This window comes from Cytobacillus sp. BC1816, assembly GCF_051353635.1.
GTDB classification, from domain to species: Bacteria; Bacillota; Bacilli; order Bacillales; family Cytobacillaceae; genus Cytobacillus; species Cytobacillus oceanisediminis_C.
In genome coordinates this window covers 4834190-4849402 of the sequence record NZ_CP195611.1, presented here as the reverse complement: position 1 = coordinate 4849402, position 15213 = coordinate 4834190, and the positions used below count along the sequence as shown (strand labels likewise).

The following is a 15213-nucleotide window of genomic DNA, read 5'->3' as shown; positions in this document are numbered from 1 at the left end:
GATGAAAAAAGACTCTAAAATATATGTGGCAGGGCACCGTGGCCTTGTCGGATCATCAATCTTAAAAGCCCTTCAGGAAAAAGGGTTCACAAAATTAGTTTATCGCACTAGCAGTGAACTTGATTTGACAGATAAAAAGCAAGTGAATATGTTTTTTGCAGAAGAAAAGCCTGAGTATATCTTTCTTGCAGCAGCAAAGGTAGGAGGAATTGTTGCTAACAATGAATATCCTGCTGATTTCATCCGGGACAACCTCCTTATTCAAACAAATGTCATTGATGCAGCGTATCGAAATAATGCGGAAAAACTTCTGTTTTTAGGTAGTACGTGCATTTATCCAAAGATGGCGCCTCAGCCATTAAAAGAAGAATATCTTATGACTGGTGAACTTGAGCCTACTAATGAGCCATATGCTATTGCTAAAATTGCAGGCATTAAAATGTGCCAGTCGTATAATCGCCAATATGGTACTAAATATATTTCCGTAATGCCTACAAATTTATATGGACCAAATGATAATTTTGACTTGTATACTTCACATGTATTGCCTGCACTAATTCGCAAGTTTTATGAAGCGATGGAAAATAACAGACCTTATGTTGAGGTATGGGGTACAGGTACACCTAAACGTGAATTCCTTTATTCAGAAGACTTGGCAGAAGCTTGCTTGTTCTTAATGAATACTTATGAAGGAAATGAAATTGTCAATATCGGTGTTGGGGATGACATCTCTATTAAAGACCTTGCAGAAAATATTAAGAGTGTAGTGGGCTACAAAGGTGAGATTAAATTTGACATTACGAAGCCAGATGGAACACCTAGAAAACTAGTAGATGTTACAAAACTGAATTCGTTAGGATGGAAAGCAACTACTTCTTTAGATGAAGGTTTAAAGAAAGCTTATCAATGGTTCTTAGAAAACGAACTAACAAAAGTAAATTAACTTCTGGAGGATAAAATGAAAAAAGCATTAATTACAGGCGTCACAGGACAAGATGGATCATATTTAGCAGAATTCTTACTGGAAAAGGGTTATGAAGTTCATGGCATGATCCGCAGAAGCTCTTCTTATAACCAAGAACGTTTAGAAGATGTACTATCCGAAGAAGAAGCAAATGCACTATATAATAATGATCATTTTCATCTTCATTATGGAGACGTTACAGATGCATTGAATGTCACTCGAATCATCGGGGAAATTCAGCCAGATGAAGTATATAATTTAGCAGCACAGTCTCACGTGCGTGTTTCATTTGATATGCCAGGATATACCCTTGATGTAGATGCGAAAGGTACTTTAAATATTCTTGAAGCAGTACGTATCGTAGGATTAACGGAAAAAACTAGAGTCTACCAAGCATCAACATCCGAGTTGTTTGGTAAAGTTCAAGAAGTTCCGCAAAAGGAAACAACCCCATTTTATCCGCGATCTCCATATGGAGTTGCTAAGATTTATGGATATTGGATTACTAAAAATTATCGTGAATCCTATAAAATGTTTGCAGTAAATGGTATTCTGTTTAACCACGAATCAGAAAGACGTGGAGAAACATTTGTTACCCGTAAAATTACGCTAGCGGCCTCACGCATTGCTCAGGGAAAGCAAAAAACACTTGTACTAGGTAACTTAGAGTCTTTACGTGACTGGGGTTATGCAAAAGATTATGTGGAGTGTATGTGGTTAATACTGCAACATGACAAACCTGAAGACTTTGTTATTGCAACTGGGGAAATGCATTCTGTGCGTGAGTTTGTAGAATTAGCTTTTAAGCATGTTGGTATTGAACTTGAATGGGTGGGTAAAGGAATTGAAGAAAAAGGTGTAAACAAAGCAACTGGGGATGTAATTGTTGAAGTTGATCCGAAATTCTTTCGCCCTGCAGAAGTAGACCAATTACTGGGAGACCCTACTAAAGCAAGAACGCTGTTAAATTGGAATCCTACAAAAACATCTTTTTCAGAGCTAGTTAAAATCATGGTAGAAGCAGATTTTAAAAAGGTTGAGAAGGAAGTATTAGCTAAAAGGATGTTTGATTAATTTGAAAAGTATCTAGATTTGGGGTTTTATGGAGGAATTTTAATGGAGTGCCAAAACTTTAAACTTTTTTGCAAAAGGCTAGATTTAAATGTTACCATAAAGACTTTACTTTCTAGATACAGTGAGAAATTATGATAAAAAATACTATCCTTTATACTGTAGGAGCAATGATACCAAAATTTCTAGTATTCATGCTCCTACCACTTTATACAATATATTTAGCTCCCGATGAATATGCCATAGTAACTACTGTGACAGCTTATAACAGCCTTTTAATTATTTTTTATGGTTTAGGATTTCAATCATCTACAGTTAGAATTTATTATGGTTTTGAGAAAGAACAAGAACAAAATCGTTTTTTAAAAGAGATATTTTTATTTCTTTTAATATATGCAGCAATATTGACATTAATTTTTTTTAGTCTTCAAGATTTTCTTGGACCTATCATGTTTAAGAACATTCCTTATGATCCATATTACTATTTACTTGTTATTTTTACATTTTTTAACAGTTTCCAAATCATACCTTTTATTGTAATGAGGGTGAAAGAGCAACCTACCTACTTTCTATTTTATAATGTATTTTACTCTATCGCTTATCTAGTCCTAAATATCTTTTATTTGGTAGTTAAGGATGAAGGTGCTCTCGGAATAGTTAAGGCTATAGTTTTTTCTAATTTAGTTGCTGGAATTTTACTAGTAATATATATGCAAAAGCAGTTAAAACTGTTTCGTAAATTCACTTTGAAAATTGGAGAGAATTTAGAACATATTACTTTTTCAGTTCCGTTTATATTTCATATGCTAGCGTGGTCTATTTTCTCGGTCAGTGATCGAATAATTATCGAGCGTTATGATAGCCTATATAACCTAGGAATATATTCTTTAGGTTCACAGCTAGTGTCTATTTTAATGATTGTAATTACCTCCTTAAACCAAGCAATAAGTCCGAAGATTTATAAAGAATATTATTCAAAAAACCACCTACCCAAAAAAATGATGAATAAAGTGGTCTTTGGGAGCATTGTGTTTGTGGGCATAATTTCAATTCTTTTGAAATTACTGATTGATCCATTAATTGACTTAATCAGTAGCGCATCATACGATGCAGATTATACTTTTGTAAAATATTTATTAGTTAGCTTGATTTTCCACTCGGTATATATGTATCTAGCTACCCCATTATTTATTTACAAAAAGTCAAAGTTGATATCATCAATTACTATATCTTCAGCAGTAATAAATATAATCTTAAATTTAATTTTTATAAAAACAATCGGGTTTTATGGTGTTGCTATAGCAACAATGATTTCTAAAGGTTTATTAGTATTATTAATATTTTTCGCATCAAAAAAATATGATGTTGGCTATAAATATCCTATCATTAAAATCGGGTTGATTGTTTTACTAATAAGTCTATTTTTATTATTGTAATTTTGGAATTTGGAGATTGATAAATATATGGTAGAAAATGTTTATTTTTTTGGTGTGAAAATTACCGTAGGATCAATTGATAGCTTTTTAAATGAAATAGGAAATAAAATGGCAGTTGACGAAGCTTCTTATATCTGTGTGTCAAATGTTCATACTACTATTATGGCATCTGAAGAAGATGGTTATAAAGAAATTAACAATAAATCTTTTATGAGTATTACTGATGGTATGCCATTAGTTTATATATCTAAGAAATTCCGAGGAAAAAGGGATATTGAAAGATTAACTGGCCCTGATTTGATGTTGAAAATTTTCAAGGATGAAAGGTTTAAGAATTCAAGGCATTATTTTTATGGATCTTCTGAACAAACACTTAAAGATATGATAAATAACTTGGAGAATAAATATAAAAACCTTAATATTGTAGGTTCCTTCTCTCCACCTTATAGACCATTAACTGAATCTGAAAGAGAAGAGATTATTGATACCATTAATTCCAAATCACCTGATTTCATATGGGTTGGATTGGGGGCACCTAAACAAGAGAATTGGATGAGTGAATTTAGGCCGAATCTTAAAAGAGGTATATTAGTCGGTGTTGGAGCTGCATTTGATTACCATGCACAAAATATAAAACGAGCTCCTCTTATAATTCAGAGATTGGGTTTAGAGTGGGCATTTAGACTATTACAAGAGCCTAGAAGGTTATTTAAAAGGTATTTGGTTACTAATTCAAAATTTTTCTTGAAGTTATTTTGTTATGAAATTTTAAAACTCAAAAATGGTGATAAAAATTGAATAAAAAGGTAGTTATTGTTATCCCAGTATTTAATAGAATCAATGATACATTGATATGTTTGCAAAACCTATATAGGCAAACATATAGTAATTTTGAAATTGTAATATGTGATGATAAATCATCTGATGGCACATATGAACAAGTTTCAAAAAGGTATCCTGAAGTTCATTTAGTTAAAGGGAACGGACATTTATGGTGGACAGGTGGTACAAACAAGGCAATAGAATTCGCTATTAATAAGATTAATGACATTGATTATTTTTTAACTCTAAATAATGATGTGAAAATCAATCAGGATTTTTTAGAAAACTTGGTTGCTGCTATTGAAAATAATCCAAAGTCATTGGTTTGTGCTGTATCTTTAACTGAGGAAAATGAGCCAAAGATTTTTTTTGGAGGATGCAAGAAGTTAAGTTGGAAATCAGCTAAATATAAAATGCATTACAAACCAGGCACTTTATTTAATGAGAAAAAGCATATTGGAATATTGGAGAGTGATTATTTAATCGGGAGAGGTTTATTATTCCCAGCTAAATTAATAAATGAAATTGGTTTATTTAACTTTGAATCACTTCCTCAATATTTTTCAGACTCCGATTTTAGTTTAAGAGCTAAAAGAGCAGGATATAAATTGCTGGTTGATTTTAAAAGCAAGGTATATACAATACCAAATGAAACAACAAAGGAGTTCATAGAGAATAACACCATAAAATATAAACTATTTAATAGGAGATCACCTCAGCACTTTAAAAGTCGATTATTATTTGCGAAATTAAATTGTCCACCAATGTTACTTCCTAGTTTTATAATCGCTGATTTTTTTAGGATTGTTGGATCACATATATTAACCAAGAGGAAAATGAAAGGAGGCATTTAAAATGAATGTTGCAGAAAAAAGAAGAAACATACCACAAATTTTATTCCTACACACTTTTAATAAATTATTAAAGATACCAAAAAAATTATCTAAAATAAAAGAAGATATAACTGATCTTCTTTTTTATCCTAAAGTAGAAGACCTAAAAACGCTGGCAGATATTATGAATAGGGTTACTTGGTACTTACCTAATCACTCAAACCTAAAAGTAAATATATTTTCTGAAATTCGCACTGAAAGCATCGATTTCAAGGAATTGGTAAATAGCTTACCTGAAAATTATCATAGTTTCATGAGACAAGACATTGTTGATACTATAAATATTATAGATAACAATATAGAAGAGAATTTGGAAAGTAGTAAGTTAATATTAATTTGGGATAAAAGTGCTTTAAAGGATCCAAATATTATAAAGTACTTAAGTAAAGTTGCAATAGTAGATCCTACCTTCTATTCCCATACTGAAAGCTCTTTTTATAGAGAATTGAATTATAAATGTATGTCAAGAACCCATAAAGAAAATAATTATAAAAATTATATTGAAAAGTTTAAAAACTTACAAGGAATTGCATCTCAATATAAAGACGGAACTGTCTTTGGAAGTGGACCCTCACTAGAGAAGGCTACTAACCATAATTTTGAAGATAGCTTTACTATTGTATGTAACAGTATTGTGAAGAACAAAAAACTTCTTGAGCATATAAGACCAAACGTTATTGTTTTCGCAGACCCTGTATTGCACTTTGGTGTATCAAAGTATTCATATGAGTTTAGAAAACATCTTACGGAAGCTGTAATCAAGTATGAAGCATATTGTATTGTTCCTGAACATTCTGCTGAATTAGTTGAAAGGAACATGCCGGCAATTAGTAAATATATTATTGGAGTACCAACAAATGCAAATAAGGTGACATTTCCTACAGAAAGTAATTTTACTGTGAAGTCATCATCTAATATTCTGACCTTATTAATGTTACCTATAGCCTCAGCCCTTTTTAAAAAAATAAATATTATTGGCTCAGATGGAAGAGAGAAAAATGAAAAGTCTTTTTGGAAACACAGTAGTGCTTCTCAGTTTAATGATTTAATGGAGACAGTTTACAAATCTCATCCATCTTTTTTTAGGGATCGTATATACACTGATTATTATAGAAGACATGTTAAATATCTCGAAGAAATAATAAGTGCAGGTGAAATGGTTGGAAAGGAATATTTTTCATTGGAAGACTCTTTTATAGAAGTTTTACAGGAAAGAAGAATTAAAAATGATTGAGAATTTATTAATAAGGAGATCCCCACATGTTTTAATTGTTTCTTTAGCTGCTATCCTTATCGGTGTTACATCATCAATCAATAGAATAAATATATTGTTATTACTAATGGTAGCTTTCTTTGCAATTTTTGTATTGCTATTATACACCAAAGTTAATGTGTATTTAATTACTCTTCAAGGGTTTCTTGTATTGATTGCTTTTGAAAATAATGTAGGTATTTTAGGTATAGGTATACATCATATATATCTTTTACTGATAGCTACATTGATAGTATGGTCTCTTATTTCAGAAAGAATAGAATTATCCGATAATGATTCGAAAGTTTTGATTTATATAGTTTTGAATTACATGGTTTTGTCATCTGTTGGAATTGTATTTAGTCAGGAAACAAGTTTAATTCAAGGCTTTGTACAAGCTGTTCAAACGGTAATTCTTCCAACTGCAATAGTTTTATATTTATTTATAACTATAAAAACCCATAAAAACTTTTTAATCACAATAAAAATACTGGTATTATCCAGTACTTTAGTCTCGTTAATTGGAATTATACAGTATTATTCTTCTGGGATGCTTTTGTCTGGTTTAATAACTAATTATAAATATCTTGGGTTTTTAAATACTATGCAACTATACGTGAACACTGCAGAAATACAACACATTCGAGCTTATGTTCCGGGCACACAGGAGTTTAGGGCTCATGGTTCTTTTTTTTCGCATAATATTTTTGCGGCATATGTCGGAAGTATTGCACCATTGACAATTATATTTTTCAAAAAAAATTGGAGAAACATATTTTTCTATTCTTTGATCCTGTTTATACAAACTTTAAGTGTGTATCTAACCTTTTCAAGAGGTGGATTATTAACCCTTATCTTTGCTTATCTTCTAGTATTTTTTATTTATAATAAGCAATCAAAAATATTGGGTATAGCAATTAAAGTAACAGGCGTTGCTTTTATTATTATCCCATTATTTACTTTATATATATTTTACAATCCTGAAATTCTAAACTTAAGAATTTTTAATTTAGATATAAGTAATATTAAAGAAATGTCTGATCGATTTGTACTATGGGATATAACTATTAAGGTTAGTAAGGAGAATTTACTTTTTGGGAGTGGAACTGATTTTTTACCTCAAAATCTAACATCTTTCCTTATATTTGATAATGTTGCACCCCATAATATGTTTTTCCATATTTTGTATACCTATGGATTAATTTCTTTGTTATTGACATTTTTTTTATTAATCTGGGTTTGCATAAAGACCTTTAAAATAGTTTTTGGAAACAACTGCGCTGAAAGTCTAACAATAATATGTATATTTAGTTCAATAGTTAGTTTTGTTGGTAGTGGAATTACCGAAAGTTTATTCGTAAGTTTGAATCTTAAAATATTGTTTTGGATATTAATAAGTTTATTCTTTATATTCAATAAAATATCTATAGAAAAGAGGAGTGTATCATAAATGTTTAAAATACTTGATTGTACACTTAGAGACGGCGGTTATTATACAGATTGGGATTTCAATCAGGAATTAGTTGAACTTTATTTAAAAACAATTTCAGAACTACCAATTGACATTGTAGAGATAGGCTATAGAAGTCCGAGTAAGAAGAGTTACTTTGGTGAATATTTTTACTTACCAATTAGCACTATAAAAAAAGTTAGAGAAAAACTCAAACCTGAACAAGAAATTGCAATAATGATAAACTCAAAGGATATAAGAACTACTGATGAGTTACAGACACTCCTATCAACCTGTAAAGAAATAGTTAATATGATAAGATTTGCTTCATCGCCTGAAAATATTAACCATACTTTAGAGTTGGCAAAGAAAGCAAAGTCTATGGGGTTTGATGTAGCTTTAAATGTTATGTATCTCTCTAAACTTAATGATAAAGAGTTACAAGATATTATTAATTCTGATGGAATAACTGAAGTAGATTATTTATATTTAGTTGATTCTTATGGTTCTTGTTACCCAACTGATATTGCTGAAAAGTTTAGTATATTAAAATATACTAATAGTAATTTGCAGTTCGGTTTTCATGGTCACGATAATATGGAACTAGCATTCTCCAATTCTATTGAAGCAATTAATTCAGGAGCAGTAATAGTTGATTCGACTATTAGTGGAATGGGGAGAGGAGCAGGGAATCTTAAGACTGAATTAATATCTATATATAAATCAAATCAATATGGAAGTGAAATATTATTTGATAATTTAGTAACATTAGTTGAAAGATTTAATGAACTAAAAGAAAAATATCAATGGGGTGCTTCCCTACCATATATTATTGCAGGGATGGGAGGTCTACCACAAAATAAAGTTATGACACTCATGTCAAAGCAAAGGTATTCTACTCTTTCAATTATTGAATCAATAGAAGAAGAAAATAGCGTAAATAATATAAATGAAAATAATAAAACATTGGATGAAAGCCCTGGAAAAGATGTGTATGACTCTGCAATTATTGTAGGCGGAGGTAAAGAGCTTTCTAATCATTTTGAGAATATTAAGGAATTTGCTTTGAAAACTAATTCACTGATTATTAATTCTACGATTAAAAATTGTACAATGTTTACTGACAGTGACTTAAAGCAGCTAGTTTGTTTACCTGGGGATGAAAGGAATAAAATTAACACCATTGATGTTCATAATTCAAGTTTTCTGGGTTATGTTTTAACAGAAAAAACTTTAAATTCTATTAAATCCGAAGAGGATTTGAATAATTCCTTTAAAATTAATATTCTCCCATATTTAAAAGATCCGTCTAATGAAGTGGATGAGGATGCTCCTTTAGCAATGGCAATAAGCGCAGCAAAGAAACTAGGGATTTCTACTATTTATCTTGCTGGATTCGACGGCTATAAGGGTTTAACTCCTAAAGAAAGCTATCTTTCAAAGGAAAATCAGTTGATTATTAACAACTTTAACGATAAGAATAAAAAATTAGAACTTAAAACCTTGACTCCTTCTTTATATAACATAGAAAGATTTTCAATATATGGGGTTCTAGGAAATATGGATAATAAAATTATAGGTCTGATGTTGTGATTTTAACAGGTTATGATATCGTTATTTTTGATTGTGATGGGGTCTTAGTTGATTCAAATAAGAAAAAATCCGATGCATTTATAGATGTTATAAGTGATTACCCAGTAGAGTTAGTGACAAAATTCATTGAATATCATAAAAATAATGGTGGAATATCAAGGTATAAAAAATTTGAATATTTCATTACTAATATTTTAAATGAGAACTTTAATGAAGAACTTTATAACTCATTTTTACAACAATACAGCCATTTAAGTAGAGAATTATATAAAGAAGTAGAATTGACACCCGGTACTTTAGCATTACTTAAAAAATTAGCAAAGGAAAGAAAAGATACCTTTATAGCCTCGGGTAGCGATGAAAAAGAATTAAATGAAGCATTTGAATCTAAAGGAATAAAGAAGTATTTTAATAAAATTTATGGATCCCCAACAAGTAAGGAAGTTATTATTAAAAATATCAAAAATAAGTATAGTAGTGGTAAAAACTTTGTATTAATTGGAGACTCATATAAAGATTTTGAAGCAGCGTTCCTAAATAAAATTGATTTTATTTATATGGGGCAATTTAGTGAACAAAGTATAGAATTAAAGGAAAAGTCACAGCAGAATGCGATTTTTGTGGTTAATAATTTGGAAGAGTTGTTACTGAAGGAGGTACCAATAGATGTCTAAAATTACAGCTTTTCTTCCCTGTAGAAAAGGAAGTCAAAGGGTAATTAATAAAAATACTAGACCATTTTGTGGGATTGATGGTGGATTAACCAAAATTAAGATTAATCAACTAATTAACACACCAAGTATAAATAAAATTATAGTTTCTACTGACGATGAAAAGGTTAAAAATATTTGCTATGAACAATTATCCAAATCATTAAAAGAATTTGAAATAATTGAAAGGCCGGCCCATCTAGCCTCTTCTACCACATCCACTGATGATGTCATAACCTACGTTACAAATGTTGTTAAAGAAGAATCAGATATATTATGGACGCATGTGACAAGTCCATTTATTGATGAAGGATTTTATGAAAATGCTATAGAAAAATATATTAAGCATAAGGATGAGTTTGATTCACTTATGAGTGTAACAAAAATTCAAAAATATCTATGGGATTCAAAAGGCAGTTCTATAAATTATGATAGATCCGTAGAAAAGTGGCCGCCTACACAAACATTACCTGAATTATATGAAATCAATAGTGCTATCTTTATTGCAAACATAGAAATATATAAAAGATACTCTGATAGAATTGGTATAAAACCCTATTTATTTGAAACTGATGAAAATAGTTCAAGAGATATTGATTGGGAACATGATTTTAAACTGGCTGAGACTCAATGGGACAGAACTATGAAGGAACAGCTGATCAGGGAGTGAGTCTCGTGAATTTAGTATTATTGTCTGGAGGATCGGGAAAGAGGCTATGGCCGCTATCAAATGATACTCGTTCAAAACAATTTCTGAAGGTACTAGAGGGTAATCTATCAGAGAAGCAATCAATGGTTCAACGTGTTTGGGGGCAATTAAGGTCAGTTGGTTTAGAAGGTTTTTCAGTTATTGCCACATCAAAAATGCAGCGTGATATGATTCATAGCCAGATTGGTACTGATGTTCCACTTATTATCGAGCCGGAAAGAAGAGATACTTTTCCAGCTATCGCATTAGCAGCATCTTATTTATATTCTGTCCAGCATGCTGACGAGAATGAAGTAGTAGCTGTATTGCCGGTAGATCCTTATGTGGAAGATGATTTCTTCGAAAGAGTTAAGGAATTAGAGAATGTTTTATTAAATTCTGCAGCTGATTTGGCATTAATGGGCGTAAAGCCTACATATCCGTCATCCAAGTATGGATACATTGTTCCTAAAGGAAATGTAGATAAGATTGAACCATTTACAGTTGACCGATTTACCGAGAAGCCAAGCGAGGAAAAAGCTAAGGGCTTAATTAATATGAACGCACTTTGGAATTGTGGAGTTTTTGCTTTCAAGTTAAAATATCTAATTAATATTCTAAAAGAGAAAAATTTGCCCTTGGATTATGAAGAGTTATCCCTTCAGTATAAAGAGTTACCAAAGATTAGCTTTGACTATGAAGTGGTGGAAAAGGCAAATTATATTGTTGCTTTGCCATATGAAGGGTATTGGAAAGATCTTGGTACTTGGAATACGCTTACTGAAGAAATGGCTTCAGCTCAAATTGGAAAAGGTGTGCTTAGTGAGGATTCTAATAATTCTCACTTGATTAATGAGCTTGATATTCCAGTTACTGTGTTGGGTGTTAAAGATGTTGTTGTGGCTGCTAGTCCGGATGGTATTCTAGTAGCAGATAAGGCTTCCAGTCCAAAGATTAAAGACTTGATTAGTGGATTTGACCATCCTCCAATGTACGAAGAAAGACTATGGGGTTGGTCCAGAGTACTTGATTATGCAAAATATAATGATGGGCAGGAAATGGTAACGAAGAGAATTTGTATTCATGAGGGTAAAAACTCAAGCTATCATTATCATAATCTCCGAGATGAAGTTTGGACAATTGTTAGAGGTGAAGGGGAACTGGCTCTTGATGATTATATTACCCGTGTAAAAGCGGGGGATATTATCCATTTACCTGCAGGAAAGAAACATGGTATTAAAGCTTTGTCTGATTTGGAGTTTGTTGAAGTTCAAACTGGGATTGGGATTAGTGATGAGGACTTTACTCGGTTATACTTCCAATGGGAAGATGTTCTTGAGCATTTTAATAAATCGAAAGCAAAAGTTATTTTGTAAGGAGAAGAGGTTTTCTTCTCCTTTTTTTGTGATGTATTATGAAAACAATTGCCTATTATATTTCTGATTATGGTTATGGGCATGCGTCCAGAAGTATTGCCATTATTAGAGAATTACTAAAACTGTCATTGAATATAAGAGTAATAGTTTGTCACTCTTTTGCATTATCATTCTTGAGAGAGTCTCTAGCTCAAAATAAAGTTGCCTATAGGGAAATTAGAACAGACATTGGATACCTTTTAAAAAAGGACTCTATTCTGCCTGATGAACAAAGAATTAATAAAGAATACATGCAATTTGTTTCAAACTGGGACAATAGAATTAGCACAGAAGAAAATTTTTTGAAGAGCAATGAAGTAGACCTTGTTATTTCTGATATTTCTCCCATCGCTTTTGAAGCTGCTAAGAACCTAGATATACCATCTATTGGATTATCTAACTTTACATGGTACACAGCATATGAAAACTTTATAGAGAAAGAGGATTTAAAGGTTTTTGAAGTGGCATATAAGGCCATGAATTGTTTTATTTCGTTGGCAGCAAGTAAAGAGCCGGAATGGGGAAGAGAACAAAATATAGAGCGTAACTTTTATTCTAGAGATATAAATACTAATGAAGTCTGGAGAATTAAGAAAGAGATTAATCCCTTTAACGATAAATATATTGTTTTTGTAGGAATAGGGATGAAAATGAATCTCCAATTTCTTGAACAGCTTCCTCTTTGGGATAATCAAGATTGTATGTTTGTTGTTTCTTCAAATATTAATATAAATCGGCAAAATATTATCCAGATACCTCCATGGTATTTAGAATCCCAAAATTATATAGCGGCATGTGATCTTGTGATTACAAAGGCAGGATGGGGGACAGCTAGTGAAGCAGTTTCTTCAAAGGTTCCCCTTCTAATCATAGATAGGGAATTAATGCAAGAGGATCAAAATACGATTGCATATTTAAAGAAATATAACCTCTGTAAAGTGATAGACTGGAACGAATTCAAATGCCTTAGACTTGAGGAAGGTTTTCTAGATAGTGTAATGAATATTAAACCGAGAATTTTTCAAAATGAAAATGAAGTAAAGAAGATTGTACAAGATATTCTACAGTTTATTTGATTTTCTCATAAAAGTAATCAAATACCTTTTTATATCACTAAAAAAGGGGTCAAGGGAAAATGAGTTGGAAAGAATCAGCGAACAACTGGCTTACATTTGAAAATCTAGAAAGAGAGTTAAAGAGCCAGTTACATAATTTATTAGACACAGAAAAGCTACTGGAAGATTGCTTTTATAAACACCTAGAGTTCGGAACAGGCGGAATGCGCGGAGAGATTGGGCCTGGTACTAATAGGATGAATACCTATACGATTCGCCGAGCTTCCGAAGGGCTTGCTCAGTATATCGCAGAGCAGGGAGAAGAAGCTAAGCAAAAAGGAATCGTTATTGCATATGATTCCCGTCATAAATCTCCTGAATTTGCCCTGGAAGTGGCAAAAACAGCAGGGAAGCATGGCATTAAAGCCCATTTATTTAAGGAACTGAGGCCGACTCCTGAACTATCATTTGCTGTAAGATATCTAAATGCCTATGCAGGGGTTGTAATTACTGCCAGCCATAATCCTCCTGAGTACAATGGATTTAAGGTCTATGGTGAAGATGGCGGTCAAATCCCGCCAGAAGCTGCGGATAAAATTATTAAGTATGTAAATGCTGTTGAAAATGAGCTTACCATTGAAGCAGCTAATGAAAAAGAAATGTTGGAGAATGGTCTTTTAACTTATATCGGTGAAAGCATTGACCGGGCATATGTGAATCAGCTAAAAACGATTCAATTAAATCCTGAACTAGTTGCAAAGATGGCGAAAGATTTAAAAATTGTCTTTTCTCCTCTTCATGGTACAGCGAATAAGCCGGTTAGGGATGGGTTAAAAGCTTTTGGTTTTGAAAATGTAACGATTGTAGAAGAGCAGGAACTGCCTGATCCTAACTTTTCTACAGTAAAATCTCCAAATCCGGAAGAGCATGCTGCGTTTGAATTGGCAATCAAGTATGGAAAAGAAATAGATGCCGATATTTTATTGGGAACAGATCCGGATGCAGACAGGCTTGGCGTTGCAGTGAAGAATAGTGAAGGACAATATGAAGTGTTATCAGGTAATCAAATGGGTGCCTTAATGCTTGACTATTTACTTTCTCAGAAACAAGAGAAGGGACTTCTTCCCGAAAATGGGGTTGTTATAAAAACAATCGTGACCTCTGAAATTGGCCGTATGATCGGTGGTGCCTATGGTATTCCAACTCTTGATACTTTGACAGGTTTTAAATTCATTGGCGAAAAGATTAATGATTTTGAGAATACTGGCCAGCATTCCTTCCTATTTGGATATGAAGAAAGTTATGGTTATTTGATTGGTGACTTTGTTCGTGATAAGGATGCTGTTCAATCTGCAATTTTTGCAGCGGAAGTAGCAGCTTATTATAAATCAAAGGGAATGACTTTATATGAAGGGCTCTTAGAGGTTTTCGAAAAATACGGATATTATCAAGAGGCTTTGGAGTCTATTACTCTAAAAGGTAAGGACGGAGCTGAGAAGATTGCACATCTAATGGAAGCAGTTAGAAAACAGCCATTGGGAGAAGTTAATGGAATTGAGGTTAACCGTATAGAAGACTACTCTTCCAGTACATATTCGAATGTACAGAAAGGGGAAGAAGGACCGATTGAGCTGCCAAAATCAAACGTCCTTAAATATTACCTTACAGATGGATCCTGGTTCTGCCTTCGTCCATCAGGTACAGAGCCAAAAGCTAAGTTTTATTTTAGTGTAGTATCAGATAACTTGGAAGACAGCAAAACGAAGCTCAAAGAGTTAAAAAATGCTGTCATGGATAGAATTGAAGAAATTCTTAAATAAGAGGTGCCTCCTGTGCAGGGAGGCTTTATTTGTGTTGGGAGAAT

At 32.2% G+C, this 15213-nt stretch carries 13 protein-coding genes; all 13 read left to right on the top strand.

Annotation, left to right across the window (positions count from 1 at the left end; all coding sequences use genetic code 11):
* The first annotated feature begins 1 nt into the window (after window position 1).
* On the top strand, window positions 2-943 hold the full coding sequence (gene fcl, locus ACR42H_RS24530; protein WP_436377069.1) for a GDP-L-fucose synthase: 942 nt from the start codon (window positions 2-4) through the stop codon (window positions 941-943).
* Between the two features lie 15 nt (window positions 944-958).
* A complete protein-coding gene (gene gmd, locus ACR42H_RS24525; RefSeq protein WP_436373786.1) occupies window positions 959-2038 on the top strand; it encodes a GDP-mannose 4,6-dehydratase in 1080 nt (359 codons plus the stop codon).
* A gap of 131 nt (window positions 2039-2169) precedes the next feature.
* Window positions 2170-3471 carry an oligosaccharide flippase family protein gene (locus ACR42H_RS24520; protein ID WP_436373784.1) on the top strand — a complete coding sequence of 434 codons (1302 nt, stop codon included), beginning with the start codon at window positions 2170-2172 and terminating at the stop codon, window positions 3469-3471.
* A 9-nt stretch (window positions 3472-3480) separates the two neighbouring features.
* Window positions 3481-4269 (top strand): WecB/TagA/CpsF family glycosyltransferase, encoded by a 789-nt coding sequence (locus ACR42H_RS24515; RefSeq protein ID WP_436373782.1) that lies wholly within the window; start codon window positions 3481-3483, stop codon window positions 4267-4269.
* Window positions 4266-5147, top strand: a complete 882-nt coding sequence (locus ACR42H_RS24510) for a glycosyltransferase family 2 protein (protein ID WP_436373780.1) — start codon at window positions 4266-4268, stop codon at window positions 5145-5147. The genes ACR42H_RS24515 and ACR42H_RS24510 overlap by 4 nt, the downstream gene beginning before the upstream one ends.
* Window position 5148: 1 nt before the next feature.
* Complete coding sequence (locus ACR42H_RS24505; protein ID WP_436373778.1) at window positions 5149-6420, top strand: hypothetical protein; 1272 nt, start codon at window positions 5149-5151, stop codon at window positions 6418-6420.
* Window positions 6413-7888, top strand: coding sequence for an O-antigen ligase family protein (locus ACR42H_RS24500; RefSeq protein ID WP_436373776.1), 1476 nt, complete (start codon window positions 6413-6415; stop codon window positions 7886-7888). The genes ACR42H_RS24505 and ACR42H_RS24500 overlap by 8 nt, the downstream gene beginning before the upstream one ends.
* Window positions 7889-9481 (top strand): aldolase catalytic domain-containing protein, encoded by a 1593-nt coding sequence (locus ACR42H_RS24495; RefSeq protein WP_436373774.1) that lies wholly within the window; start codon window positions 7889-7891, stop codon window positions 9479-9481.
* Entirely contained in the window at window positions 9478-10155 is a 678-nt protein-coding gene (locus ACR42H_RS24490) for an HAD family hydrolase (RefSeq protein ID WP_436373772.1), read from the top strand. Before ACR42H_RS24495 ends, ACR42H_RS24490 begins: the two co-directional genes overlap by 4 nt.
* Window positions 10148-10861 carry a cytidylyltransferase domain-containing protein gene (locus tag ACR42H_RS24485; RefSeq protein ID WP_436373770.1) on the top strand — a complete coding sequence of 238 codons (714 nt, stop codon included), beginning with the start codon at window positions 10148-10150 and terminating at the stop codon, window positions 10859-10861. The genes ACR42H_RS24490 and ACR42H_RS24485 overlap by 8 nt, the downstream gene beginning before the upstream one ends.
* 5 nt (window positions 10862-10866) lie before the next feature.
* Complete coding sequence (locus ACR42H_RS24480; RefSeq protein ID WP_436373768.1) at window positions 10867-12255, top strand: sugar phosphate nucleotidyltransferase; 1389 nt, start codon at window positions 10867-10869, stop codon at window positions 12253-12255.
* A 38-nt stretch (window positions 12256-12293) separates the two neighbouring features.
* The gene (locus tag ACR42H_RS24475) at window positions 12294-13370 is read left to right on the top strand and encodes a glycosyltransferase family protein (protein WP_436373766.1); all 1077 of its coding nucleotides are present in this window, start codon (window positions 12294-12296) and stop codon (window positions 13368-13370) included.
* Between the two features lie 59 nt (window positions 13371-13429).
* The gene (locus tag ACR42H_RS24470) at window positions 13430-15169 is read left to right on the top strand and encodes a phospho-sugar mutase (protein WP_436373764.1); all 1740 of its coding nucleotides are present in this window, start codon (window positions 13430-13432) and stop codon (window positions 15167-15169) included.
* Window positions 15170-15213 lie beyond the last annotated feature (44 nt).